The following is a 24,707-nucleotide window of genomic DNA, read 5'->3' on the forward strand; positions in this document are numbered from 1 at the left end:
GGGACGGGACGGAGGGCGTCGTGACGGTGATCGGCCAGGACGAGGACCAGGGCAGGGCGGCCCGGTCACGCGGAGCGATCGGGCAGGGCGCGATCCTGCTGGCGGGCAGCTGCCTGCCGATCCTCGGATCGGTGCTGCTCGCCCCGGTGCTGCCCCGGATGATGGACGCCTTCGCGGGGACGGCGGGCGTCGAGGCGCTGGTGCCGATCGTGCTCACCGCGCCGGCGCTGGTGATCGGCCTGCTGGCCCCGGTCGCGGGGCGGATCGTCGACGCGGCCGGCCGCAAGCGGGTGTTGGTCGCCGCCCTCGTGGTCTACGCGCTCTTCGGGACGGCGCCGCTGTACCTGAGCTCGCTGGGCGCGATCGTCGCCAGCCGCGTCGGGGTCGGGATCTGCGAGGCCGCGATCATGACCGCCTGCACGACGCTGCTCGCCGACCTCTTCGACGGCACGGCCCGCGACCGGTGGTTCGGCCGGCAGACGATCGCGACGACCCTCGCGGCGACCGTGTTCTTCGCCCTCGGCGGGGCCCTCGGCGCGGTGAGCTGGCGGGCGCCGTTCGTCCTGTACCTCTCCAGCCTGGTGATCGCCGTCCTGGTCGCGGTGTTCGTGCGCAGCACGGGCCGCACACCGGCCGCGGCGCTCCCGCCGGTGCCCTGGCGCCTCATCGCCGTGCCGTGCCTGGTCACCCTCTTCGGCGGCGTCGTCTTCTACACGCCGATCGCCGAGCTCTCCCTGGTGCTCGCGTCGGTCGGGGTGACCTCGACGGCCACCATCGGCCTGGTCAGCGCCGTCGCCTCGCTCGCCACCGCGGCGGGCGGGTTCACCTTCGGCCGGGTCTCCCGGCGCGGGACGCGCGTGCTGCTCCCGGTCGCCCTCGGGCTCGCGGCGGTGGGGCTCGTGGTCGTCGGGGCGTCGTCGGCGGTGCCGGTCATCGCCGTCGGCGCGGTGATCGCCAGCGCGGGCACCGGCCTCCTGCTGCCGACGCTGTTGACGTGGGCGCTGTCCGGGCTGTGCTTCGCCGAGCGCGGCCGGGGGACGGGCTTCTGGACCGCGGCGATGTTCATCGGCCAGTTCTTCTGCCCGCTCGTGCTGCTCGCGGTCGCCGGGCCGCTGGGCGGGCTGTCGGGGTCGATCCTGGCCCTCGGCGTGCTGACCGCGGTGGTCGCCGCCGTCGCCCCGGTGATCGTGCGGGCGGCCGGTCAGCGGTCGAGCCGGGCGGTCACGACGCCCGTCTCGTAGGCCAGGACGACGGCCTGGACGCGGTCGCGCAGGTCGAGCTTGGTGAGGATGCGCCCGACGTGGGTCTTGACCGTCTGCTCGGCGAGCACGAGGTGCTCGGCGATCTCGAGGTTCGACAGCCCCCGCGCCACGAGCCCGAGCACCTCGCGCTCGCGGGCGGTCAGGACGTCGAGGCGCGGGGAGACCGCCCGGGCGGGCACGGCGCGCGAGGCGAACTCGGCGACCAGCCGGCGCGTGACCGACGGGGCGAGCAGCGCGTCGCCGGCGGCGACGACCCGGACCGCGCGCACGAGCTCCTCGGCCGGCGCGTCCTTGAGCAGGAAGCCGCTCGCCCCGGCGCGCAGGGCCTCGTAGACGTACTCGTCGACGTCGAACGTCGTCAGCACGAGCACCCGGACCTCCGGGTGGCGGGCCACGATCCTCCGGGTCGCCGCGAGCCCGTCGAGCCGCGGCATCCGCACGTCCATGAGGACGACGTCGGGGGCGTGCGCCTCGACCGCGGCGATCGCCTCCTCGCCGTCGGCGGCGTGCCCGACCACCTCGAGGCCGGGCTGCGCGGCCAGGAGGGCGCCGAAGCCCTCGCGGACCATCGCCTGGTCGTCGGCGACGAGCACCCGCGTCACGCGCTCCTCCCCGCGACGGCCCGCCCGCTCGGCAGCCGCGCCTCCACGGCGTACCCGCCCTCGGCGGTCGGCCCGATGGTCAGCTCGCCGCCGACCGCCGCGGCGCGCTCGCGCATCCCGGGCAGCCCGAGCCCCGAGCCCGGGCCGGTGGCCTCGCGGCCCGGGCCGTTGACCACCCGGACGCGGACGGCGTCGTCGGCGTGGTCGACGGTGACGGTGACCGGGGCGTCGGCGGCGTGGCGGGAGGCGTTGGCGAGCGCCTCGGCGAGGATCCGGTAGAGCGAGACCGTCGCCGCGGCCCCGAGCGCCGCCGGGTCCCCGGTGGTCCTGACGGTGAGGTCGACGCCCGCGCGGGTGGTCGCGGCGAGGAGGTCGTCGACGTCGGCCGCGGTCGGCTGCGGCCGCCGCTCGCCGCCCTCCTCGGTGCGCAGGACCTGCAGGACCCCGCGCAGCTCGCCGAGCGCCTGCCGCGCCGCGTCGCCGATCGCGGTGAACTCGCCGGCGGACGCCTCGTCGACGTCGGGGAGGCGGTAGCGGGCGGTCTCGGCGCGCACCACGACCATCGACATCGCGTGCGCGACGACGTCGTGCAGGTCGCGGGCGACGCGGGCGCGCTCCTGCAGCACCGCGCGCCGCGACTCCTCGTCGGCCCGCTGCTCCTCGACCACGGCGATCTCGCGACGCTGGGAGACGACCCGGCGCACGAGCAACGCCACCGCGAGCAGGACCAGGGTCCAGAAGACGGCCAGGCCGAGGCCCTCCACCGAGACGGTGGCCGCGGAGACCACGACCGGCACGCCGACCGCGGCCACCGCCACCGCCCACCACGCGCACCGGACCGCCACCAGCGCCGTGAGCCCGCCCAGCACCACCAGGTGCACGACCTGCACGCCGAGCCCGTGACCGGGCGCCGGCCCGACGAGCCACGCGATCAGCAGGGCCCCGAGGGCGGAGGCGATCCACGCCCGCCACGGGTGCTCCGGTGCCAGGAGCACCGGCAGGCACACGACGAGCGCGACCGGCAGCGCCGTCGGCGGGCCGACCGCGAGCTCCTGCAGCGCGGTCGGCCACGCGATCGCCAGCAGCACGCCGACCAGCACGATCCGGCCCGCCCACGACCAGCGCCGGGCGCGCGGCGTGATCCGTCCCCGAGCCATGGTGAAGGAGGTTAGGAGGCCCCTACCGCGCTGTCGTCACACCAGGGTCCTCACCCCCCGGTATGACGCCGAGGCGGTGATGGCACCGTGGTCCTGCTCCCACGACGGCTCCCCAGCCCGACGCCCGCCGAGGCCCTCGGTGGCGAGCGTTCCCCCATGACCTGCACCGACACCCGTGCTCCCTCGCTGCCCCGGGTGACGTGGCCCCGGCGCACGCGCTTCCTGCGCCGGCCGGCGACCGCGACGCTGCTCGTCGTCCTCGCCGTGATCGCCGGGCTCGTGCTCGCCACCGGCACCGGGCAGGCGACGGTGCCGGCGCGCGGCGCCGAGGACCCGGACGCGGCCCGCGCGGTGGCCGACCTCACCGGTGAGAACCCCGGACCCGGCCGCGTCGGCTCCCGGCTGCCCGTCGCCTACCTCGCCGCCACCGCGGGCACGTCGCGCCACCCGGCCGTCGTCGACGGGATGCTGCTCGACCCCGGTGGGGGGTGCTCGTCCCCGATCGCCCTGCCCGCGGCGTTCGACGACGCCTGCCGCGCGCACGACCTCGGCTACGACCTGCTGCGCTACGCCAACCGGCGCGGGGCTCCGCTCGGGGGATGGGCGCGCGCCGCCCTCGACCGCCAGCTGGCCCGCGACCTCGCTGCCGCGTGCACCGAGACCTTCGCGACACGGGGCGTCGTCGACCTCACGCGCTGCCACGTCGTCGCCGGGCTCGCCGACGTCGTCGTCGCCGCCAACTCGTGGCGGCAGGGCTGGAGCGTGCCGGTCGTCGAGCACGGTCCCTTCGAGCGGGACCCGGCGTGACCCCGGTCGTCGGCCCGCCCGCGGCCGGCGACCCCGCCCCCCGATCCACGACCCGCTCGGCGCTCCCGGCCGCGCTGCTCCTGACCGTGTCGACGTTCCCGCCGATGCTGCCGCGCGGCGTCGTGACGCAGCTCGTGGAGTCGGCCGTGCTCGCGGGGCTGGGCTGGTGGCCGGGCGGGTGCGTGCGGTGGCGGCTCGGCGCCGGTGGCGCGGTGGCCACCGCCGTGTGGGTCGCGGTCACGCTCGGGGTGCAGGACGTGCAGCGGGCGGACCTGGGGCTCCCGGTGGTCGGCTGGGCGCTGCTGGTCGCGGTCGCGACGGCGGTCGTGCTCGTCCCGCGTCGGGCCGTGCCGTCCCGGCGCTGTGGCGGCGCGAGCGCCCGATCGGCGCGCTGGTCGTGTTCGCGGCCTCCGTGCCGCCGGTCTGGGCGCTGGCGGCCTCGCCCGCGACGTGGACGTGGGCGGTGCTCGTGTTCGGTGTCGTCCGGCGGTCCCGCCCGGTGCCCGGCGGGGTGGCGCTCGTCGCGACGACGGTGCTGGCCCCGGTGCTCGCCGGGTTCGCCGACCGCCCCTCCGACCCGGCCACGGCCCTCGGGATCGCGGTGGGGCTGCTCCTGAACGTGGGCCTCGTCCTGGTCGCGGCGGCCGCCGTCGCGGTGGTCGCCCGGGGGCGCGCCGCACGGATCGCGGCGCGGCGCCGGCAGGAGGAGCGTGACCGTCTCGCCGACGCCCTCGCCGCCCAGCGTGACCGGCTCGCCGGCGACCTCCGCGACCTCGTCGCCGTCCGCGTCGAGCGGGTCGTCGCCGGTGTCCGCGCCCTGCCGGCGGCCGCGACGGACCGCGACGCCCGGCTCACCGACGTGGCCGCGGACGCCCGGGCCGCCCTCGCGGGGATGCGCCGGGCCCTGCACCTGCTGCGTGACCCCGGGACGGCTGCTCCGCAGCCCGGCCCGGCGCCCGGCCCACCGGCCGCGCCGCCCTCCCGGTGGCTCCCGACCCGGGGCGGGCTGGCGCTCGCCGCCGTGGCGGCGGGCCTCGTCGCGGCCTCGGCCGCGGTGGCGGCGGTCGCGATCCCGCACGCCCGCCCGGGCCCGCTGGCGGACACGCTCGCGCTGGTCGACGTCGACCTCGCCCGGCCGCTCGGGCTGCTGCCGCTGCTGGTCCAGGTCGGCGCCCTCGCGTGGTGGCCGCTCGCGCCGCTACCGGCGCTGTGGTGGCGACGGCGGGATCGACGGCGGCCGCGCTGCTGCACAGCACGCACCTGGTCACCGAGGCGTCCTGGAGCATCCTCGTCTTCGGCGCCGGGCTGGGCGCGGGGACGGTCGCGTCCGCCCTCACCGTCGCGGCGTGCTCGGCCGTGGTGCTCGTGACGACCCTGACCACGGACGTCCCGGCGGCGATCGACCAGGGCCAGGCCACCTGGGTGCTGTCGTACGTGCTGGTCCCCGCGATCTGGGGTCTCGGCGTGCTGCAGCGCCGGGCCGCGGCCGCCGAGGCCCGGCGCGCCGCCGACCGGGCCGCGGAGCGCGCCCTGCGGGAGGTCCGCGCGCAGCGGCTCGGCCTGGCCCGCGACCTGCACGACGTCCTCGCCCACGAGCTGTCGGCGCTCGTCGTGACCCTGCACGCCGCGCGCCTCGACCCCGACCCGGCCACTCTCGCCGCGATCGACGAGGCCGGCGAGCGGATCGCCGCGGCGCTGGCGACCCTGCTGGAGGGCGCTCCGGGCGCCGCGCGCCCCGTCCTCGACGCCGACGCCCTCGAGGCGCTCGCCGGGCCCGCGCGCGGCGCCGGGCTGCCGGTGACGGTCGAGGTCGTCGGCACCGCGCCTGCGGACCGTCCGGAGGCGGACGTGCTCGCCGCGCGGATCGTCACCGAGGCGCTCACCAACGCACTGCGCCACGCCGGGCCGACGCCGACGCGGGTGTCCGTCCGCCATGGCGACGACGTCGTGACGGCCGAGGTGGTCGACGACGGCGTGCGGCCCGGCCACCGCCCGGCGCGCGAGGGCTCGGGCCTGGGGATGATGGGGATGCGCGAGCGCGCCGCCCTCGTCGGCGGGACCGTCGAGGCGGGACCGTGCGGGCCGGGCTGGCGCGTCCTCGCGCACCTGCCGCGCCGTCCGGCGGGGCTGCTCGACGCGGAGCCCGACGCCGGATCCGTCGAGCCCGCCGGGTCCAGATCGCCGTCCCGGTGACGAACCCGCTCGCATCTGACACCGATCGTCACCCGGATCGCGATCACCCTCTCCTCCTCGAGGAGGAGGCGCCCGGCCAGGGATCCGCACCGCGACGGACGATCACCGGCCCCGGGGCTCCCTAGCGTCGACAACGTCCGACACCCGAGGAGGAGACGTCGTGTCGACACCCACGCAGCCCGCTGCGCCCGAGCCCGCCGACCCGCACCCCGTCCCGCCCGGTCCGACCGACCCGGGCCCCGCGTCCGGCACCCCGGGGCGTCCCCGTCCGGGGTGGACCGAGATCGCGGTCGGCGCCGTCGCCTACCTCGCCCTCACCGCCCTGGCCGCGATCCTGCTCGGCGGGCTGCTCCGCCCGGGGAGCGCGACGCTCGCCGTCGTCGCGATCGGGATCTCCGGGGCGGCGGCGCTCGGCGCGGCGCTGCTCGCCGTCGCCGTGCGGGTGCGGTCGCTGCGGGCCGTCGGCGTGCGCGCCGCGTCGTGGCGGTGGCTGCTCGTCGGCGTCGCGGGCGGCGTCGTCGCCTTCGCCGTCAACCGTCTGATCATCCTCTCCTACGTCCTCGCGACCGGGGACATGTCGAACCCCCAGGCCGGGTTCCTCCCGGGGCTGACCGGCGACCTGCCCACGTTCGCCCTGATGATGCTGCTCGGCGCGGTCCTCGTGCCGGTGGGGGAGGAGCTGCTCTTCCGGGGCGTCGTCACCACGGCGCTGGGCCGCCACGGCGCGTGGGTCGCGGTGCTCGCGAGCGCGCTGGTCTTCGCGCTCGCGCACGGCGTCTCGATCGTGCTCCCCGCCGCGTTCGTGCTCGGGGTGATCAACGCCCTGCTGCTGCGGCGCAGCGGGTCGGTCTGGCCCGGCGTGCTGGCCCACGGGGTCAACAACGCCCTCGTCTTCGGTCTGGCGGCGCTGGTCCTGTAGTCAGAGCTCCAGGAGCATGCGGGTGTTGCCGAGGGTGTTCGGCTTGACGTACGCGAGGTCGAGGAACTCCGCGACGCCCTCGTCGGCCGACTGCATCATCTCGGCGTAGACCTCGGGCGTCACCGGCGAGCCCTCGATCTCGCGGAAGCCGTGCCGGGCGAAGAACTCCACCTCGAACGTCAGCACGAAGACGCTGCGCAGGCCGAGCGCCCGGGCCTGGGCGATCAGCTCGTGGACCAGCCCGTGCCCGATGCCCGCCCCCCGCATCCCCGGACCGACGGCGATGGTGCGGATCTCGGCGAGGTCCTCCCAGAGCACGTGCAGCGCGCCGCAGCCGACGACGTCGCGGCCCCGCACGGCGACCCGGAACTCCTGGACCGTCTCGTAGAGGGTGACCAGCGGCTTGCGCAGCAGGATGTTGTCGTCGGCGAACGAGTCCACGAGGGCCTTGATGCCCCGCACGTCGGCGGTGCGTGCGCGCCGCAGGAGCACCGGGGCGGCGGTCTCGGGGGCGGTCTCGGCAGCAGGGGTCACCGGGCGCTCACCACCAGCGGAGGGTAGGCCAGGGGTCGGGCCGATAGGCTGGGCAGGTGGTCGAGCGCTCCCCGGAACCCCGTGAGTCATCGAGCCGCCGTCCTCGTGCTGCGCTCGTGACCCTCGGGTGTGCGCGCAACGACGTCGACTCCGAGGAACTGGCCGGGCGGCTGGCCGCCGAGGGGTGGGACGTCGCGGCCGACGACGCCGGGGACGCGGACGTCGTCGTGGTCAACACCTGCACGTTCGTCGAGCAGGCCAAGAAGGACTCCATCGACGCCGTGCTCGCCGCCAGCGGGGGTGACGCCAAGGTCGTCGCGGTCGGCTGCATGGCCGAGCGGTACGGCGCCGAGCTCGCCGACGCCCTGCCCGAGGCGTCCGCCGTGCTCGGCTTCGACCACTACGGCGACCTGCCGTCCCGGCTCGACGACGTGCTCGCCGGGCGCCCGCTCGCGTCGCACACGCCCTCCGACCGCCGCACGCTCCTGCCGATCAGCCCGGTGAAGCGCCCCGAGGCGGTCCGCGAGGGCTCGATCCCCGGTCACGAGTGGCTGCCCCGCGGCACGCAGCGCAGCGGAGCTGACGCATCGGAGCACGCGCCGCGGCAGCGCCTCGACGACGCCCCGGTGGCCCCGCTCAAGCTGGCCTCGGGGTGCGACCGCCGCTGCAGCTTCTGCGCGATCCCCTCGTTCCGGGGGGCCTTCGTGTCCCGCGACCCGCGCGACGTCGTCGCAGAGGGCGCCTGGCTCGCCGACCACGGCGCGGCCGAGGTGATGCTCGTCAGCGAGAACTCCACGTCATACGGGAAGGACATCGACGCCCGGGGCGCCGCGGGCGGGGCGCTCGAGCGCCTGCTCGGCGAGCTCGCGGCCGTGCCGGGGCTGCGCCGGGTCCGCGTCTCCTACCTGCAGCCCGCCGAGGTCCGGCCGCCGCTGCTGCGCGCGATTGCGGAGACCCCGCGCGTCGCGTCCTACTTCGACCTCTCCTTCCAGCACGCGAGCGCCCCGGTGCTGCGCCGGATGCGGCGCTTCGGCTCCCGCGAGACCTTCCTCGCGCTCTGCCGCGAGATCCGCGCGCTCGACCCCGAGGCCGGCATCCGCTCCAACGTCATCGTCGGCTTCCCCGGCGAGACCGAGGACGACCTCGCCGAGCTCGAGGCATTCCTGTCCGAGGCCGAGCTGGACGCCGTCGGGGTGTTCGGCTACTCCGACGAGGACGGCACCGAGGCGCTCGACCTGCCCGGCAAGGTCGACCCGACCGAGATCGCGGCCCGCGTGGAGCGCGTCACCCGCCTCGCCGAGCACGTCGCCGAGGACCGCGCGACACGGCGGGTCGGGACGACGGTCGAGGTGCTCGCCGAACGCTGGGAGCCCGACGAGGAGTCGTGGATCGGCCGGGCCGCGCACCAGGGTCCCGACGTCGACGGCGAGTGCCGGCTGGTCGGGGACGAGGACCTGCTCGACGCGCTCGCGCCAGGCGACGTCGTCACCGGCCGGGTCGTCGACGCCGAGGGTCTGGACCTCGTGGTCGAGGCGCTCGCGCTCACCGAGGAGCGGTCGGACGAGACCGCCGCCGGCGTCCCGGCCGGCGCCGGGGCCCGGTGACCTCCCCGCGGCCGGGCTCCACGCCCGGTGCCCCGTCCCCGACCGCGTCGGCCACCACGGCCGGCGGCGTCGTCGCGCCCCCGGTGCCCCTGGTGAACATCGCGAACGCGCTCACCGTCGTGCGCCTCGTGCTCGTGCCCGTGTTCCTCGTCGTCCTGTTCGTCGACGGGGGACAGAGCGCGGCGTGGCGGTGGGCGGCGTTCGCGGTGTTCGCGATCGCGTCGCTGACCGACACCTTCGACGGTGACCTCGCGCGCCGCTGGGGTCTCGTCACCGACTTCGGCAAGATCGCCGACCCGATCGCCGACAAGGCGCTCACCGGGTCCGCGCTGGTCGGGCTGTCGCTGCTGGGCGAGCTCGGGTGGTGGGTGACGGTCACGATCGCCGCCCGTGAGGTCGGGGTGACCCTGCTGCGGTTCTGGGTGCTGCGCCACGGCGTGATCCCCGCCAGCCGCGGCGGCAAGATCAAGACGGTGCTGCAGACGGTGGCGCTCGGGCTCGCGATCATGCCGCTGCCCACCTGGCTCGACCCGGCCGTGGCGGTGCTCATGGTCGCCGCCGTGGTGGTCACCGTCGTCACGGGCGTCGACTACCTCGTCCGCGCGCTGCGCCTGCGGGCGCGCGGCCGGGCGACCTGACCGACCTGTTCGCTCTCGACGAACAGCGCGGGGCCCGCGTCACCGTCCCGGCGGCGTCGATCTCGGTACGGTGGACGGACACGGTCGTCGAGCCCGGTCGGGCAGGTCCAGGTCCTGCCCAGGGGTCCCCACGGCCGGCGCTGGGAGGTGTGGCATGTCGCTGCTGTTGCGCGAGGCCATCGGCGGATCGATCCGTCAGGCCCGCACCGAGCGGGGCCGCACGCTGCGCGACGTCTCGAAGGAGGCGCGCGTGAGCCTGGGCTACCTGTCCGAGATCGAGCGGGGCCGCAAGGAGCCGTCCAGCGAGCTCCTCGCGGCGATCTGCGAAGCGCTCGGCCTGCCGCTGCCGGAGCTGCTCGACGAGGTCGCCGACGCGCTGCGTCCGGTCCGCCGTCGGGTGCCGGCCGGGGTCGGCGCCGCGGGGGCGATCGACGAGCAGCCCGTCGACGAGGCCCTGCGCACCGCGGTGGAGGAGGCCTTCGAGGCGGGCAACGAGCCCACGGGCGGCGCGGCCGCGTCGGCGAGCATGTCGGCCACGCTGCCGACGCCGCCCGAGCCCGCGGACCCGCCGCTGCCGCAGACCGTCGCGCTGCCGGAGCCCGAGGGCCTGCCCGGCACCGGCGAGGAGGTCGTGGCGCCGGTCGAGGGCGGCACCACGGTCCGGCTCGTCGGCCTCGCCGGCGGGTCCGGCGCGTCGGGGCCCGGACGGTCCACACCGGTGGTGCGCGTCGCGGCATGACGCCCGCGTGATCTCCCCGTGAGGTCACGCGAGATCCGCGCGAGCTCGGCAGCGGGTGATCGGTGGGTCGGTGGAAGCCTCCGCGAGGAGGTGAGACGATGGGGTCAGACCAGGCGCGGATGTCGCCCGCCTGAGCCGGATCGACGTCACGAGTTGGGCGGGAGCAGATGGCCAACCCCTTCGTCAAGGCCTGGCGGTACTTCCTGGCCGCGTTCTCCTCGAAGATCGACGAGCACGCGGACCCGAAGGTCCAGATCCAGCAGGCCATCGAGGACGCGCAGCGTCAGCACCAGGCGCTGTCGCAGCAGGCGGCGTCGGTGATCGGCAACCAGCGCCAGCTGGAGATGAAGCTGAACCGTCAGCTCTCCGACATCGAGAAGCTGCAGGCGTCGGCGCGTCAGGCCCTGGTGATGGCCGACGAGGCGCGCGCCCGCGGCGACGAGGAGGGCGCGCAGCGCTACGAGCAGAGCGCCGAGCAGTTCGCCTCGCAGCTGGTCACGGCCGAGCAGAACGTCGAGGACCTCAAGACGCTGCACGACCAGTCGATCGGCGCGGCGCAGCAGGCCAAGCAGGCCGTCGAGCGCAACGCGCAGGTCCTCCAGACCAAGATCGCCGAGCGCACCAAGCTCCTCAGCCAGCTCGAGCAGGCGAAGATGCAGGAGCAGGTCTCGGCGTCGCTGCGCTCGATGAGCGAGGTCGCTGCGCCGGGCAACACCCCGTCCCTCGACGAGGTGCGCGACAAGATCGAGCGGCGCTACTCGACGGCCCTGGGGCAGGCCGAGCTCGCACAGAACAGCGTGCAGGGCCGGATGCTCGAGGTCGAGCAGGCCACGCGCGACTACGCGGGCAAGAGCCGCCTCGACCAGATCCGGGCCTCCATGGGCCAGGGCGGCTCGCAGATCCCGGCCGGTCAGTCCGCCGCCCAGCCGCAGGTGCAGCCGGCCCAGCCCGCGCAGCCCCAGCAGCAGCCCACCCAGCAGCAGCAGGCGCCGCGCCAGTAGGAGGCGGGCCTCTCACCTCCGGGCGAAGCGTCCGGGGGTGGTGCCCGTGACGCGGCGGAAGTGCCGCGTCAGGTGCGCCTGGTCGTGGAAGCCCGCCGCGGTCGCGACGTCGGCGGCGGGCATGCCGCCGAGCACCAGGCGTCTCGCCAGGTCGACCCGGCGACCCGTCAGGTAGCGGTGGGGCGGCAGCCCGAACTCCGCGCCGAAGGCCCGCACGAGGTGGGTCGGGTGGGCGTGCAGCACGCGGGCGGCCTCGTCGAGCCCGAGACCCCGAGGCGTGCGGGCGTCGAGGAGGTCCCGCAGCCGGTGCGCGAGGGTCGGGTCCCGGCCGCTCACCGCGGGCACCTCCCCGAGGTGGGCCGCCAGCCGCTCGGCGATGAGCGCGAGCCGGGTCTGCGCGGCCAGCTCCTCGCCCGGGGCGTCGAGCACGCGGTGGAGCTGGTCGACGCGACGGCGCAGCAGGGGGTCGTCGAACGCCGGGCGGTCGACGGCCCGACCCGCGAGCGCCGGCCCGTCGGGGGCGCGCAGCACGGCGTCGTCGAGGTACACCACGCGCTTGCGGAAGCCACCGGGCCGAGCCGAGCGCCCGTCGTGCGCGACGTGCGGCGGCAGCAGGGTCACCGAGGCGGGCAGCGCCCCGTGCTCGTGGCGGTCGAGGTCGTAGCGCACGGCGCCGTCGTCGACGATCAGCAGCGTCCACGCCTCGTGGGTGTGCGACGGGTAGGCGTGGTCGACGAAGCGCGCGTGGAAGACCTCGGTGATCCCCGGGACGGCCGGGCGCCAGGCCCGGACGTCCTCGCGCATGCCAGGAACGTACAAGACCTGGCGGGCCTCGCCGCGTGATCGTGGGCGCCATGAGCAGCGCCTTCGAGACCAAGATCGCCGTCGTGCTGCGCGACGACCTGGCGGGCTGGCAGGCCCTCAACGTCACCGCGTTCCTCACCAGCGGGATCACCGCCGCGACCCCCGAGCTGGTCGGCGAGCCCTACGCCGACGCCGACGGCACCGCCTACCTGCCGATGCTCGGGCAGCCGGTGATGGTGTTCACCGGGGACGCCGCCGTGCTGCGCACCGCCCACCGCCGCGCCCTCGACCGGGGCCTGCGCATCGCCGTGTTCACCGCCGACCTCTTCGCGACCGGCAACGACGAGGACAACCGCGCCGCGGTCGCGAAGATCGGCCGCGACGACCTCGACCTCGTCGGGATCGCGGTGCACGGGCCCCGGAACGCCGTCGACAAGATCGTCAAGGGCGCGCGGATGCATCCGTGAGCGGCACGTCGGCGCCGCCCACAGCCCAGCGTTCGACGCGGTCCGGCGGCGAGACCAGGGCGGGGTCCTCGCCCGCGGCGGGATCGGTCGCCTCGACCGCCGCCCGGGCCGCGTCGAGCGGGCGCGCGTCGGTGGCCAGGTGCAGCCCGCGCATCGACCGGGAGAGGTGGTCCCACAGGAACAGCCCCCGGACGGTGCCGGGCAGGGCGCGCAGGGCCGGGATGACGTGCCGGCGATGGATCCGGTCCATGGCGGCGCGCCCGGCGTCGCTGAAGGGGCCGTCGAACGCGGCCACGGCGGCGATCGTCGCGTCGGCCCCGGCGTCGGGTCCGGCTTCGTCCTCGACGACCTCGTAGACGACGTCCTCGTCGATGGTCACCGGCGGCGGTGTGCCGTCGTACGCGGCGCGGGTGCGGTCCGAGGCGGCGCGGGCGTCCTCCTCGGTGGCCCACAGCGTCAGCAGGGCCCGCACAGCGGTCGGTCCGGAGACCATGAAGTAGGCCCCGCTGTAGCCGGCCTGCCGGCGCAGGATGTCCGTGAGCTCGCGGCGGCGGGCGTCGGGGTCGTCGGTGGGTGGCAGGGACCTGACGGTCTGGAGTCGGGCGAACACGGCGTCCACGTCCTCTCGGTGTGCTGGTGGATGCCGTCGAGCGTGGGACGCGGCGCCGGAGGAGGACCTCCGTGGTGGCACGGAGATCCCGGTACGCAGGCCGGCTACAGGGCCTCGGCCGCCCACGCCGCGAGCTGCGTGCGGTTGTGCAGGCCCAGCTTCGCCAGCGCGTTGCGGACGTGGCTCTCGACGGTGCGCTCGCTGATCACGAGGCGGGCCGCGACCTCCCGGTTGGCCAGCCCGGTGACGACGAGGGCGACGGTCTCGCGCTCGCGGGCGGTCAGGGACGCGGCACCCGGCCCGAGACCCGTGAGCTCGGCGAGCAGCGCCGACGCCCCGTCGCGCGTCGGGCGCAGCCCCAGGCGGCGGGCCAGGGTCCGGGACTCGCCGAGGACCTTCCGGGCACGGTCCCGGTCGGCTGCGCCGCCCCGCGCCGCGAGCGCCTGGCCCAGCTCCAGGCTCGACCGGGCGAGCCCCGGCACCGCGCCGAGGCGCCGGTCCGAGGTCACGGCCTGGTCGGCGAGCCGGACGGCCTCGTCGTGCTCGTCGAGCCCGCGGGCGGCCGCGGCGGCGAAGCGCGCGATGGGGCCGGGGCAGCCGGTGCTGCTGTCGGTGCGCAACGCCGTGTGCGGGAGCAGCTGGGTGAAGGTTGACCGCACGACCTCGGTGTCGCCGAACGCGACGGCCAGCTCGCTCCCGCAGCACAGGACGGGCCGCCACCGGTTCCCGGGCGGCACGGCGAACAGGTGCGGCCGCAGCTCGTCGTAGAGCGTGCGGGCGAGGTCGGCGTCGCCGCGGCCGAGGAACGCGACGCCCGCGGTGGCCCAGAACACCGGGAGGCGGCGGGTGCGCGCGATGGCGTCCTCGTCGGGCCGCCACGTCGCGAGGGTGCCGAGGTCGCGGTGGAGCAGGCTCAGGAACGCCTGGTACATCGACTCCGCCGTCGGGTCCTGGCTGCGGCGGCCCAGCTCGCGGAACCGGTCGGCCAGGGCGAAGGCCTCGTCGTACCGTCCGACGAGGTGGGCGCGGGCGGCGCGCGCTCGCAGCTCGTGCCACCGGGCGAGGGTGCCGCCGAGCTGGTCGGCCACCTCGGCGAGGGCCTCGATCCCGGCGTCGACGACGTCGGGCGCGCCCAGCTCGAAGGCGTCCTCGATCCGCCACACGTGGCCCCAGACGAGGGCCTCCGAGCGGCGCGCCGTGGTGCCGAGGGCGATGGTCCGCCGTCCGACGGCGAGCCGTTCGGCGACGTGGGCCGGCCCGCCGCACAGCTCGTAGCGCGCGTGCAGGGCGTGCAGGACCGCGTCGGCGCCGTCGGGTTCGTCGGCGTGCCGATCGGCCATCGCGAGCGCCCGGGCGGAGACGGCCGCCGCCTCCTCGGACCACCCGCGGACGCCCGCGACCATCGCCTGTTGCGCCAGCACGCGCGCCCGCCGGGCCGAGTCCTCGCCCGCGAGCAGCGTGCCGGCGCGCACCACGAGCCGCTCGACCCGCCCCGCGACCAGGTCCGGGCCGACCCCGCGCACGACCACCGCCGCGGCGGCCGCGAGATCGGCGCGGACTGCGACCTCGGCCACGTCGAGGACCGCGGTCGCTGCGTCGAGGGCGTCCGCGGTGCGGTCTGCGCGGACGAAGGCCCGGGCCAGCGCCAGCCGCGTCTCGGCGGCGTCCACGGTGTCGTCGGTGACCTCCAGCGCGCGCCGGCACCAGTCGGCGGCCTCGTCGGGCGCCCGCCGGGCGATCGCGTCGTCCGCCGCGACACGGCACGCCGCGGCGGCCGTGGCCCGCGCCGCCGGCGAGTCGGCGGCGGGGAGCCGGTGTCCCGCGACCTCGCCCGCCCGGGCCGGCGGCAGGGCGTCGGCGAGCCGGCGGTGCTCCTCCCGGCGCCGTGCCGGCGCGAGCCCGTCACGGCATGCGGCACGCACCAGCCCGTGCGACCAGCGCACCCGCCCGGCGTCCTGCGGGTCGTCGATCAGGAGGTGTGCCGCGAGCGCCTCGGCGAGCGCGGTGGACCCGTGTGCGCCGAGGACGTCGAGCTCGACGTCCTCGCCGGCGACGGCGGCGGTGGCCAGCAGGTCCTGGGCGGCGGGGGAGAGCCCGGCGACGCGGCGACGCACCAGCGGAGCGACCGCCTCCGCGTGCACCTCGGGCGCGTGCAGCAGCTCGCGCAGGTGCAGCGGGTGCCCCGCGCTCACCCGGAGCAGGGTGTCGACGACGGCGTCGTCGGGCGTGCCGCCGTCGCGGCGTCGCAGCAGCTCGCGCACGGGGTCGCGGCCGAGCCGGCCCGGGCGCAGCACGATCGGGACGGCCGCGTCGAGGCCCTCGGGCGCCGGCTCCCGCGACGTCGCCACGAGCAGCAGGGCCGGGCCGCGGGTCGCCACGACCTCGCCGACCAGGTGGTGCAGCAGGGCCAGGGACGCCGGGTCGGCGGCGTGGACGTCCTCGAGAGCCACCACGAGCCCGTCGCGGGCGGCGGCAGCGAGGGCGTCGGCGGTGTCGGCCATCGCGCGGAAGCGGGCACGGGCGTCGCTGACCTCCGGGCCGTCCCCGGCGCCGTCGAGCACCCCGGGGTCGAGGCCACGCTGCCGTGCGGCGGGGCTGCCCAGCAGGCGCAACCACGGCCAGAGCACAGGGGCGCCGAGGTCGGCGCCGGTCCGGCCGAGGAGCGCGGGCACGCCCCGCCTCTCCGCCGTGTCGAGCAGCGCGGAGAGCAGGGTCGACTTGCCGATCCCGGCCTCGCCCACGACGAGCACCGCGGTGCCGCGTCCCGCGCACGCGTCCTCCAGCGCCGAGACGAGCACGGCCGTCTCGTGCTCGCGGCCGGGTGGGGCGGTGTCCACGACGGGCAGTGTGGCGCGGTCCGGCCTCCGCCCCTAGTACCGCGCCTGCCGCCCCGACTGCTGCTGGGGGCGCCGGCCGCGGCGGCGTTCGAGCGGCGGGTGGGGTCCGGGCTGGCAGGTGGGGCAGAAGTAGGCGATCCGGTCCTCGCGGTCCGGGCTGCCGTCGTCCTGGCCGGCGGTGCGCACCACGTCCCGGCAGCGCCGGCACCCGCGCCCGCCCCGCTCGAACACCCAGTGCTGGGCGTTCCCGCCGAGGTCACCCGTGGTCGACTGCTCGGGGCGCCAGGCGTTGCGCGACAGCAGCGTGTGGGACCGCGCGACGACGTCGCGGACCTGGGCGTCGGTGAGGGCGCCGACCGTCGTCCACGGCGAGACACCCACGAGGAAGCACACCTCGGCCTTGTAGAGGTTGCCGACGCCGCAGGCGACCCGCTGGTCGAGCAGGGCGGCGCCGAGCTCACGGTCGGGGTCGGCGCGCAGGCGCCGCTCGACCTCCGTGGCCGCCTCCGGGCCCCAGCCGTCGCCGAGGAGGTCGGGGCCGAGGTGCCCGACCCAGGTGTCCTCGCGCTCGGTCGGCAGCAGGTCGAGATCGTGCAGGCGGTAGCCGACGGCGACGCGGTCGGGCACCTCGAGGATGGCGCGGATCTGGTGGTCGCCGCCGCCCCGCCACGGCCGGCCGGGACGGTAGAGGTGCCACGTGCCGTCCATGCGGAAGTGGCTGTGCAGGCTGGTGCCGTCGTCGAAGCGCGTGAACAGGTGCTTGCCGACGCTGACGACCTCGAGCACCGTGCGCCCCGCGAGGTCGTGCTGCACGAGACGCGGGTGCCGCAGTTCGCCGCGCGTCAGCTCCTGGCCGGCCAGCGCGTCGTGGAGGCGCCGGCCGGCGAGGAAGACGGTGTCACCCTCGGGCACCGGGCCATGGTCCCACTGGTGCGGATCAGTCGTCGGGCGTGTGGGGCCGGACGGTGCCGGCCTCCTGGAGCTCGTCGCGCGGGTCGCCGACGAGCCCGCTCGGCACGAGCGCGCCCGCGAGGCGCTCCCGCAGCGTGGCGAGGTCGTGGGTGTGGGGGTCGCGCGGGTCGGTCGTCGCGCGGTCGACGCTCTGGAGCACGTCGACCAGCTGCTCGACGAGGGCCCGCGCCTCGGTGCCGAGCAGCCCGAGGTCCTCGCGGTCGAGCGGCCGCGTCACCGTCCCGGCGCGCAGGGCCGCGATCGCCTGCCGGACCGCCACGACCGGGGTGTCGTCGCTGGACAAGGGTTCCCTCCGGGCCACGCATCGGTGCGTCCTGGGTCGGGGGGAGGAGTGCCACGCGTGGGGTGGGCCACAAACGCGCCCGCGCGACGATCACGAGTGCGCGGTGCACCTCGGCGCCCGCGTCGGGGTGGACGACGCGCCCGTGATCTCCGGGACGGCGGTGCGGCCCCGCGTCCGGGTCGGGGACAGGACGAGGTCGAGCGTGTCCTGGCCGGGAGCGACGTGCACGGCGGCGGGCGCCGCCCCGGCCAGCGCGGCGATGAGCAGCACCGGGCGGTGCGGACCCGGGTCGGCGGCGAACGCGCCGTCCTGGTCCACCGGCGCGACGGCGAGCTGGCGGCCGTCGTTGCCGACCAGCGTGACCCGCGCCCCGGCGGCCGGCCCGCCGTCGTCGTGCAGCACCCGGCCGCGCAGCAGCGCCGGGCGGGCGACGGGCACGGCGTCCTCGGTGACCTCGGCGGGCTGAGCGGGGCCGAACTCCTCGACCTCCTCGGTCGGCTCCGGCAGCGAGGGCACGGCGAAGCTGACGAGCAGGGCGAGGACGGCGCACCCCGCGGCGATGAGCAGGGTCGTCCGGATGGCACCGAGCGAGGGCACGAGGGTGTCGCCGACGGCCACGGTCGAGGCCGAGAGCACGACGGCGGCGACCGCGGAGGCCGCCGAGGTGCCGATCGAGCGCATGAGGGTGTTCAGCCCGTTGGCGGCGGCCGTGCGGGTGGTGGGCACCGCGCGCATGATCAGTGCAGGGAGCGAGCCGTACGACAGCGCCACGCCCGCGCCGATCACGGCGATGACCAGCGACACCTGCCACGCCGCGCCGACCAGGAAGATCCCGGCGAGGTAGGCCACGGCGATGACGACCAGCCCGATCCACAACGACGTCCGGGGCCCAGCGGCGGCCGAGATCCGGGCGGTGACCGGCGACATCGCCATCATCACCAACCCCATGGGGGCGAGCGTGACGCCTGCCGCCAGCAGGCTCATCCCGAGGCCGTGGCCCGACGCGACGGGCGCGGTGAGCAGCTGCGGGAAGACGACCATGCCCGTGAACATGGCGACGCCGACGGGGATCGAGATCAGGTTGGGCAGCAGCACCGCGCGGCGGGCGTTGAGCCGCAGGTCGACGAGCGGGTCGCGCACCCGCAGCTCGTAGAAGCCCCACCCGAGCAGGGCGACGACGGCGATCGCGGCGGACGTCAGCGTCGCCGCGCTCGTCCAGCCCCACTCCGCGCCCTTCGACACGGCCAGCAGCAGGCCGATGAGGCCGATCGAGAGCACCACGGCGCCGCCGGCGTCGAAGCGCCCGCCGGTGCGCGTCGTCGACTCGGGGATGACGAGGGCGACCAGCACGACGCCGACGAGCCCGAGGCCGCCCGCGACCCAGAACAGGGCGTGCCAGTCGGCGAGCTGCACGATGATCGCGGCGAGGGGGAGACCGAGGCCGCCGCCGATGCCGAGCGTGGCGCTCATCAGCGCGATCCCGGAACCGAGGCGCGCGGGCGGCAGCGTGTCGCGCATGAGGCTGATCCCCAGCGGGACGGCGCTGACCGCCACCCCCTGCAGGGAGCGCCCGACGAGGACGGGCACGAGGTCGGCGGTGACCGCGCAGAGCACCGACCCGACGACGAGCAGCCCGAGCGTCGCGAGCAGGACCCGGCGCTTGCCGACCATGTCGCCGAGGCGTCCGGCGATCGGGGTGGCGACGGCGCCCGCGAGCAGCGTCGAGGTGATCACCCAGGACGCCGTGGCCGCCGACGTCTCCAGCAGGCGGGGCAGCTGGGACACGAGCGGCACGACGAGCGTCAGGCACAGCGACGCGACGAGACCCACCGACGAGAGCACGGTGACGACGAGGGCGGGCCGGGGTGCCGTGGGCGCAGGAGACGACGGCACCGACACGGCGGCCTGCGGCACGCGTCCTCCTCGCAGACGTGATCGTTGGCTGTGCCAACCAACAGTAGCCCGATGCGCCCGGTCCGGGGACGTGGTCCTGGTCGCTCCCGACCGCTCGTCCGGCCCGTCGTCACCGGGAGTCCACCGCCGTGCACCGCGCGTCGGTGGCGCTCGGCCGGACGGCCCTGCGCGCTGGTCCCGGGCCCGCGGGCTGGGGAGCGCGACGGCACGCCGGCGTGCCCCTGGTGTCCGGCGATCGCCGCCGGTCCGGTGTGCGGGGCGTCCCGCTCCGTACGGTCCGGGCGGTTCCCGTCACGGCGTCCGGACCCGTGCTCTACGGTGCGTGAGCATGATCACGCCCCGTCGCGGAGCCACGGCGCTCGTGCTGAGCGCCCTCCTCGCCCTCGCGGCCTGCGGCGGGGGCGGCGGCAGCGGGGCCGCGGGTCCCGCGCCGGAGCCGGGCCTGCCCCGGCGGCTGGCCGAGCAGGCCACCGCCGACGGGGCGTTCGCGCACCTCCAGGAGCTGCAGCGCATCGCCGACGCCCACGGTGGCAACCGCGCGTCGGGCACGCCGGGCTTCGACGCGAGCGTGGACTACGTCGCGGGCCGGCTGCGCGAGGCCGGCTATCGCGTGGACACGCCGAGCTTCCCGTTCGACACCTTCGCCGTGGACGCCCAGACGCTGACGGTCGCGGGTGCGCCCGGGCCGGCGGTCACCGCGCTGTCGTACTCCCCGGCGACGCCGCCCGGGGGTGTCACCGCGCCGCTGGTGGCGGCCCCGGACACGCCCGCCGACCCGACGCCGGGCTGCGAGGCCTCCGACTACGCCAACCTCCCGGCCCGGGGCGCCGTCGTCCTCGTGCGCCGCGGGTCCTGCACCTTCACGCAGAAGCAGCAGGTCGCGGCCGAGGCCGGCGCCGCGGCCGTGCTGGTCGGCAACAACGCGCCCGGCCCCCTGGGCGGGACGCTCGGCTCGGTGGCCGAGGGTCGCCTGCCGACCGGCGGGCTCCTGCAGCCCGACTTCGACGGGCTGCTCCCGCGGGTGGGCACGCCGGTCACGCTCGTGCTCGCGACGCGGTCGGCGACGCAGACGACCCGCAACGTGATCGCCCAGACGACGACCGGTCGCCCCGACGAGGTGGTCATGAGCGGGGCCCACCTGGACTCGGTGCCCGAGGGCCCCGGGATCAACGACAACGGGTCCGGGTCGTCGGCGCAGCTCGAGCTGGCGCTGCGCCTCGGCGGCGCGCCGGCGGTGACCAACGCGGTGCGGTTCGCCTGGTGGGGCGCGGAGGAGGAGGGCCTGCTCGGCTCGACCAACTACGTGCAGACCCTGACCCCCGAGGCCCGTCGTGACATCGCGGTGCTCCTCAACTCGGACATGCTCGCCTCGCCGAACCCGGGCTACCTCGTCTACGACGGCGACGACTCCGACCGCGAAGGCGCCCCGCCCGGCCCCGCCGGCTCGGACGCCATCGAGCGCACCCTGACCCAGGCGCTGGGCGCGACGGGCGTGCAGCCGCGTGGCACCGACTTCGACGGACGGTCCGACTACGGGCCCTTCATCGCCGCGGGCGTCCCGTCCGGCGGGCTGTTCACCGGCGCGGAGGAGGTCAAGACCGCGGAGGACGCGGCCCTGTGGGGCGGCCAGGCCGGGGCCCCGTACGACCGCTGCTACCACCAGGCCTGCGACAACCTCGCCAACATCGACCGCGTCGCCCTCGACCGGATGCTCGACACCCTCGCCGTCGGCATCGGCACCTACGCCGTCGATCTCGGCGGGCCGAACGGCGTCCCGACCCGGGAGCAGCGACAGACGCGCTGAGACCGCGTAGGGTTGCGCACTCCGCAACCACATCCGGTGGCGTCCCGACACCGACGGACACCCACCCCCCGGACGGCCCTGCCGGCTCGGAGAGGATGGCCCCCGATGGCTCGTACCGACGGCGACGACGCGCGCACCGGTGGCTCCGACGGCTCCGACCGGTCGGAGCCGTCGCTCGTCCGCTCGGTCGACCGCGCCGTGACGGCCCTCGAGGTGGTCGCGGCGCGCGGCGAGGTCGGCATCACCGAGCTCGCCGAGGAGCTCGGCGTCCACAAGTCGACGGCCTCGCGGCTCGTGGCCGCCCTGACGCGGCGCGGGATGCTCGAGCAGCTCGGCGACCGGGGCCGGGTCGCCCTCGGCTTCGGCGTCGTGCGGCTCGCGGCGTCGGCGACGGGCCGCATGGACATCGCCCGCCTCGGCCAGCCGACGTGCCAGCAGCTCGCGGAGGTCGTGGGGGAGACCGTCAACCTCGCGATCCACGACGGCGAGGCCGCGATCAACGTCGCCCAGGAGTTCGGGAGCGCATCGGTCACGACGCAGAACTGGGTCGGCCGCCGGACACCGCTGCACGCGACCTCGGCCGGCAAGGTCCTGCTAGCGTACATGAGCGACGCCGAGCGCCGGACGTTCCTGCGCCGGCGCCTGCCCCGCTTCACCGACGCGACGATCACCGAGGCCGCGGAGCTGCGCACCGAGCTCGCCCGCGTCGTCGACGAGGGCCACGCGCGGTCGTTCGAGGAGCTCGAGGTCGGGCTGCACGCCGTCGCCGTGCCGGTGCGGGGTGCTGCCGGCGACGTCGTGGCCGCCCTCAGTGCGGCCGGCCCGGCCTACCGCCTGCCGCGCCGCCGGGCCCGCGCGATCGTGCCCGACCTGCGCTCCGCCGCCGAGGACCTCTCCACCCGTCTGGGCTGGCTCGGTAGCCCCACCTGATCGCCCCAAGGGCGCGTGTGGCCCGGGTAAAGGATGTTTGACCGCGCATTTCCCCGGCGTTCGTGACGGTCACCTACGGTCGCGCCGTCCCACCCGGAAGGGGAATGAGCGGTGGACCTCTCCTTGATCGTCATCGTCGTGATCGTCACGGCCCTGGCCTTCGACTTCACCAACGGCTTCCACGACACGGCCAACGCCATGGCCACCTCCATCGCCACCGGGGCACTGAAGCCCAAGGTGGCCGTCCTCATCGCCGGCGTCCTCAACGTGGTCGGCGCGTTCCTGTCCGTCGAGGTGGCCAAGACGATCTCGAGCGGCCTCGTCGACGAGGCCAGGATCTCGCCGGTCGTGATCTTCGCGGGTCTGGTCGGGGCCATCCTCTGGAACCTCCTGACCTGGCTGCTCGGCATGCCGTCGAGCTCGTCGCATGCCCTGTTCGGCGGCCTCATCGGCGCGACGCTCGTCGCCGCGGGTGCCGGGGCCGTGAACTTCGGCGCGGTGCTGTCGAAGGTCGTGCTGCCCGCCGTGATCTCACCGGTCCTCGCCGGGGTCATCGCCCTGGTCGCGACGTACCTCGCCTACCGCACGACCTCGCGCGCCGACGACGGCACGGTCAAGCGAGGCTTCAAGATCGGCCAGATCGGCTCGGCCTCGATGGTCGCGCTCGCACACGGCACGAGCGACGCCCAGAAGACGATGGGCGTCATCACCCTGACGCTGATCACGGCCGGTGTCCTCGCGCCGAACTCCGGCCCGCCCTTCTGGGTGATCCTCGGATCGGGCCTGGCGATCGGCCTGGGCACCTACCTCGGCGGCTGGCGGATCATCCGGACGCTGGGCAAGCGGGTCAGCGAGATCGAGACGCCGCAGGGCTTCGCCGCCGAGGCGAGCACCACCGCGGTCATCCTGACCTCGTCGCACCTCGGCTTCGCGCTGTCGACCACCCAGGTGGCCACCGGCTCGATCTTCGGGGCCGGCGCGGGGCGCCGCCTGGCCGCGGTGCGCTGGAGCGTCGCGGGCCAGATGGCGATCGCCTGGATCCTCACGCTGCCGTCCGCGGCCATCGTCGGGGCCGTCGCGGCCTGGGCGGCCTCGACGGGCGTCGTGGGCACCGTGATCGTGGCCCTCGTCGCGATCGCCGTCGCCGCGGGCATCTACGCCGCCTCGCGTCGCCGTCCGGTCACCGCCGACAACGTCAACGACGTCGACGACGACGCCGCCATCCGCCACGAGCCGGCCGTCCCGGCCTGAGAGGACTCGTCATGAAGATCGACTGGGCCTCGCTGGGCCTCGTCTCCGTGGTCTCGATCGCCGCCGGGGTGGTCGTCGTCGCGCTGTTCTCCCTCGGGCTCATCGGGCTCTCCGCCCGCGTGCCCGAGCGCGTCGGCGGCCCCGACGACGGCGCCCCCACCCTGAGCCCGGCCGCGGGCACGGCGGTCGCGGTGGTGTGCTTCGCCGCCGTCGTCGCGATCGTGCTCTACGGGCTGTACATCATCGCGTTCTGACGCGGGGTTCCCCGGAATCTCCGGCGTTCCCGGGATTCCCGGCGTCCGACGACGAACGAACGGCGACGTCGCTGCTACCGATGCAGCGAGGTCGCCGTTCGTGTCTCGGGGCCCGGCGCGAACGCCGCGTGCGCTGAGCCGTTCAGTCGAGGTCGGGGTGGTCCTTGACCCACCACAGGAACTGGCGGGCGTGGTCGAGGTCGACGAACCGGTTGCCGATCAGCTCGACGAGCAGGTCGTTGCTCCAGTACGCGAGCCGACCGATGGTCTGCGAGGTCGAGTCGGGCGCCGGGAGCTCGACGCCGAACACCCGCCGCGCGATCTCCCGCTTGCCCCCCGACGGGCTGGTGTAGACGAGGATCGGCAGGAACCGCTCGGGTTCGGCGATGCACAGCACGCGGGTGAGCATCGACTCGCGGAAGCCGGCCATCGCGGGCGGGTCGTCGGAGGTGATCAGCTCGGTGAGGCGGTCCTCCGGCGCCGGCGGGTCCTCGCCGCGCAGGAGGTGCTCGATGACCCCGCGGAACGCCTCGGCGGCGCCCTGGCTGCCGAGCGTGCGCCACTCGTCGTTGAACCGGCTCATGTTGCCGGGCCGGGCGACGACCTTGCTGTTCGCGAAGTCCTTGAGCGCGTTCGGGGTGGTGTAGGGCAGCGCGTCGGCCTCGAACGCCTGCCGGTACACGTCGCGGTAGCGCCCGGCCTCCTCGTCGGGGTACGGGAAGTCGGCGAGGAACTCGCGGCGCAGCTCGTCGATCAGCTTCCACCGCGCCGGCGGGAGCTCCGGCGTGGCCGGGAACCGGCGTCGCGCGGTCTCGACATCCTCGGGCCCCCGGCGTTCGCGGGCGGGGCGGGCCGGGGACGCCGGGCGGCTCGTCGAGCGGCTGGGGGAGCGCGGCGCGGTGGAGCGGGAGGTCGCGCTCCGGGCCGGGGTGCTGCGCGACCGCGTGGTCTGACTGACCGCCCGCGGCGAGACCGGCTTCGCGCCGAGCACCCACTCGTGGCCGCAGCTCGTGCAGCGCATCATGTTGCGGCCGTCGTCGGCCATCCCGAGGTACTCCGCGGCGGACTGCTCACACGTGGGGCACGCCAGCGCCATTGCTCTCCCTCGTCGTCGGCTGCTCGGAC

The 24,707-nt window shown here is 76.1% G+C and carries 23 protein-coding genes and 1 pseudogene; 14 read left to right on the forward strand and 10 right to left on the reverse strand.

All coding sequences use genetic code 11. The features are described from left to right. Nucleotides 1-20: 20 nt before the first annotated feature. Nucleotides 21-1,241, forward strand: coding sequence for an MFS transporter (locus tag QSK03_RS06670; RefSeq protein WP_285649629.1), 1,221 nt, complete (start codon nt 21-23; stop codon nt 1,239-1,241). On the opposite strand, the gene QSK03_RS06675 is transcribed toward QSK03_RS06670, so the two are convergent. Together QSK03_RS06675 and QSK03_RS06680 are read right to left on the reverse strand one after the other, a co-directional pair. Further along, nucleotides 1,202-1,864: a response regulator transcription factor gene (locus QSK03_RS06675; protein WP_285649631.1), complete on the reverse strand. Its 663-nt coding sequence runs from the start codon at nt 1,862-1,864 to the stop codon at nt 1,202-1,204. The genes QSK03_RS06670 and QSK03_RS06675 overlap by 40 nt on opposite strands. Further along, on the reverse strand, nt 1,861-3,021 hold the full coding sequence (locus QSK03_RS06680; RefSeq protein ID WP_285649632.1) for a sensor histidine kinase: 1,161 nt from the start codon (nt 3,019-3,021) through the stop codon (nt 1,861-1,863). Before QSK03_RS06680 ends, QSK03_RS06675 begins: the two co-directional genes overlap by 4 nt. Before the next feature lie 156 nt (nt 3,022-3,177). On the opposite strand from QSK03_RS06680, the gene QSK03_RS06685 reads away from it, so the two are divergent. The 4 genes from QSK03_RS06685 (at nt 3,178) to QSK03_RS06700 (ending at nt 6,940) form a co-directional block, all read left to right on the forward strand. Further along, nucleotides 3,178-3,828 carry a hypothetical protein gene (locus QSK03_RS06685; protein WP_285649634.1) on the forward strand — a complete coding sequence of 217 codons (651 nt, stop codon included), beginning with the start codon at nt 3,178-3,180 and terminating at the stop codon, nt 3,826-3,828. Between the two features lie 397 nt (nt 3,829-4,225). Continuing rightward, a complete protein-coding gene (locus QSK03_RS06690; RefSeq protein WP_285649636.1) occupies nt 4,226-5,197 on the forward strand; it encodes a hypothetical protein in 972 nt (323 codons plus the stop codon). A gap of 95 nt (nt 5,198-5,292) precedes the next feature. After that, nucleotides 5,293-6,021: a sensor histidine kinase gene (locus tag QSK03_RS06695; RefSeq protein ID WP_285650070.1), complete on the forward strand. Its 729-nt coding sequence runs from the start codon at nt 5,293-5,295 to the stop codon at nt 6,019-6,021. A gap of 160 nt (nt 6,022-6,181) precedes the next feature. Further along, nucleotides 6,182-6,940: a CPBP family intramembrane glutamic endopeptidase gene (locus QSK03_RS06700; protein ID WP_285649638.1), complete on the forward strand. Its 759-nt coding sequence runs from the start codon at nt 6,182-6,184 to the stop codon at nt 6,938-6,940. On the opposite strand, the gene QSK03_RS06705 is transcribed toward QSK03_RS06700, so the two are convergent. Continuing rightward, nucleotides 6,941-7,474, reverse strand: a complete 534-nt coding sequence (locus QSK03_RS06705; protein WP_285649641.1) for an amino-acid N-acetyltransferase — start codon at nt 7,472-7,474, stop codon at nt 6,941-6,943. 116 nt (nt 7,475-7,590) lie between these two features. Between QSK03_RS06705 and rimO the strand changes: the two genes are divergently transcribed. From rimO to QSK03_RS06725, 4 genes and pseudogenes are all read left to right on the forward strand, one after another. Next, on the forward strand, nt 7,591-9,078 hold the full coding sequence (gene rimO, locus QSK03_RS06710) for a 30S ribosomal protein S12 methylthiotransferase RimO (protein WP_285649643.1): 1,488 nt from the start codon (nt 7,591-7,593) through the stop codon (nt 9,076-9,078). Nucleotides 9,079-9,161: 83 nt separating this feature from the next. Further along, nucleotides 9,162-9,716 carry a CDP-diacylglycerol--glycerol-3-phosphate 3-phosphatidyltransferase gene (gene pgsA / locus QSK03_RS06715; protein ID WP_285650073.1) on the forward strand — a complete coding sequence of 185 codons (555 nt, stop codon included), beginning with the start codon at nt 9,162-9,164 and terminating at the stop codon, nt 9,714-9,716. A gap of 154 nt (nt 9,717-9,870) precedes the next feature. Beyond that, nucleotides 9,871-10,087: pseudogene (locus QSK03_RS06720) on the forward strand (helix-turn-helix domain-containing protein); the annotation flags it as partial. Between the two features lie 535 nt (nt 10,088-10,622). Further along, on the forward strand, nt 10,623-11,456 hold the full coding sequence (locus tag QSK03_RS06725; RefSeq protein ID WP_285649645.1) for a PspA/IM30 family protein: 834 nt from the start codon (nt 10,623-10,625) through the stop codon (nt 11,454-11,456). Between the two features lie 12 nt (nt 11,457-11,468). Here the strand turns inward: QSK03_RS06725 and QSK03_RS06730 are convergent, their stop codons facing one another. Beyond that, a complete protein-coding gene (locus tag QSK03_RS06730; RefSeq protein ID WP_285649647.1) occupies nt 11,469-12,260 on the reverse strand; it encodes an AraC family transcriptional regulator in 792 nt (263 codons plus the stop codon). A 50-nt stretch (nt 12,261-12,310) separates the two neighbouring features. Here QSK03_RS06730 and QSK03_RS06735 point away from each other — a divergent pair, with 50 nt between their 5' ends. Continuing rightward, nucleotides 12,311-12,727 carry a DUF2000 domain-containing protein gene (locus QSK03_RS06735; protein ID WP_285649649.1) on the forward strand — a complete coding sequence of 139 codons (417 nt, stop codon included), beginning with the start codon at nt 12,311-12,313 and terminating at the stop codon, nt 12,725-12,727. Here QSK03_RS06735 and QSK03_RS06740 read toward each other — a convergent pair. The 5 genes from QSK03_RS06740 to QSK03_RS06760 all read right to left on the reverse strand — a co-directional run bounded on the left by QSK03_RS06740 (nt 12,702) and on the right by QSK03_RS06760 (nt 19,343). Then, nucleotides 12,702-13,346: a hypothetical protein gene (locus QSK03_RS06740; protein WP_285649651.1), complete on the reverse strand. Its 645-nt coding sequence runs from the start codon at nt 13,344-13,346 to the stop codon at nt 12,702-12,704. The two genes, QSK03_RS06735 and QSK03_RS06740, sit on opposite strands and share 26 nt — an antisense overlap. A 95-nt stretch (nt 13,347-13,441) precedes the next feature. Beyond that, nucleotides 13,442-16,174: an AAA family ATPase gene (locus tag QSK03_RS06745; protein WP_285649654.1), complete on the reverse strand. Its 2,733-nt coding sequence runs from the start codon at nt 16,172-16,174 to the stop codon at nt 13,442-13,444. A 33-nt stretch (nt 16,175-16,207) separates the two neighbouring features. Next, nucleotides 16,208-17,086 (reverse strand): DNA-formamidopyrimidine glycosylase family protein, encoded by an 879-nt coding sequence (locus QSK03_RS06750; RefSeq protein ID WP_285649656.1) that lies wholly within the window; start codon nt 17,084-17,086, stop codon nt 16,208-16,210. 25 nt (nt 17,087-17,111) lie between these two features. Continuing rightward, entirely contained in the window at nt 17,112-17,429 is a 318-nt protein-coding gene (locus QSK03_RS06755) for a hypothetical protein (RefSeq protein ID WP_285649658.1), read from the reverse strand. A 90-nt stretch (nt 17,430-17,519) separates the two neighbouring features. After that, nucleotides 17,520-19,343, reverse strand: a complete 1,824-nt coding sequence (locus QSK03_RS06760) for an MFS transporter (protein ID WP_285649660.1) — start codon at nt 19,341-19,343, stop codon at nt 17,520-17,522. 328 nt (nt 19,344-19,671) lie between these two features. Here QSK03_RS06760 and QSK03_RS06765 point away from each other — a divergent pair, with 328 nt between their 5' ends. The 4 genes from QSK03_RS06765 (at nt 19,672) to QSK03_RS06780 (ending at nt 23,582) form a co-directional block, all read left to right on the forward strand. After that, on the forward strand, nt 19,672-21,147 hold the full coding sequence (locus tag QSK03_RS06765; protein WP_285649662.1) for a M28 family metallopeptidase: 1,476 nt from the start codon (nt 19,672-19,674) through the stop codon (nt 21,145-21,147). Between the two features lie 105 nt (nt 21,148-21,252). After that, nucleotides 21,253-22,077, forward strand: a complete 825-nt coding sequence (locus tag QSK03_RS06770) for an IclR family transcriptional regulator (RefSeq protein ID WP_285649664.1) — start codon at nt 21,253-21,255, stop codon at nt 22,075-22,077. Between the two features lie 111 nt (nt 22,078-22,188). Then, on the forward strand, nt 22,189-23,328 hold the full coding sequence (locus tag QSK03_RS06775) for an inorganic phosphate transporter (RefSeq protein WP_285649666.1): 1,140 nt from the start codon (nt 22,189-22,191) through the stop codon (nt 23,326-23,328). Nucleotides 23,329-23,339: 11 nt separating this feature from the next. Next, nucleotides 23,340-23,582 carry a hypothetical protein gene (locus QSK03_RS06780; RefSeq protein WP_285649668.1) on the forward strand — a complete coding sequence of 81 codons (243 nt, stop codon included), beginning with the start codon at nt 23,340-23,342 and terminating at the stop codon, nt 23,580-23,582. A 142-nt stretch (nt 23,583-23,724) separates the two neighbouring features. Here the strand turns inward: QSK03_RS06780 and QSK03_RS06785 are convergent, their stop codons facing one another. Next, nucleotides 23,725-24,678, reverse strand: coding sequence for a hypothetical protein (locus QSK03_RS06785; protein ID WP_285649670.1), 954 nt, complete (start codon nt 24,676-24,678; stop codon nt 23,725-23,727). Nucleotides 24,679-24,707: the final 29 nt, after the last annotated feature.

The organism is Actinomycetospora sp. NBRC 106375, assembly GCF_030269665.1.
GTDB lineage: Bacteria > Actinomycetota > Actinomycetes > Mycobacteriales > Pseudonocardiaceae > Actinomycetospora.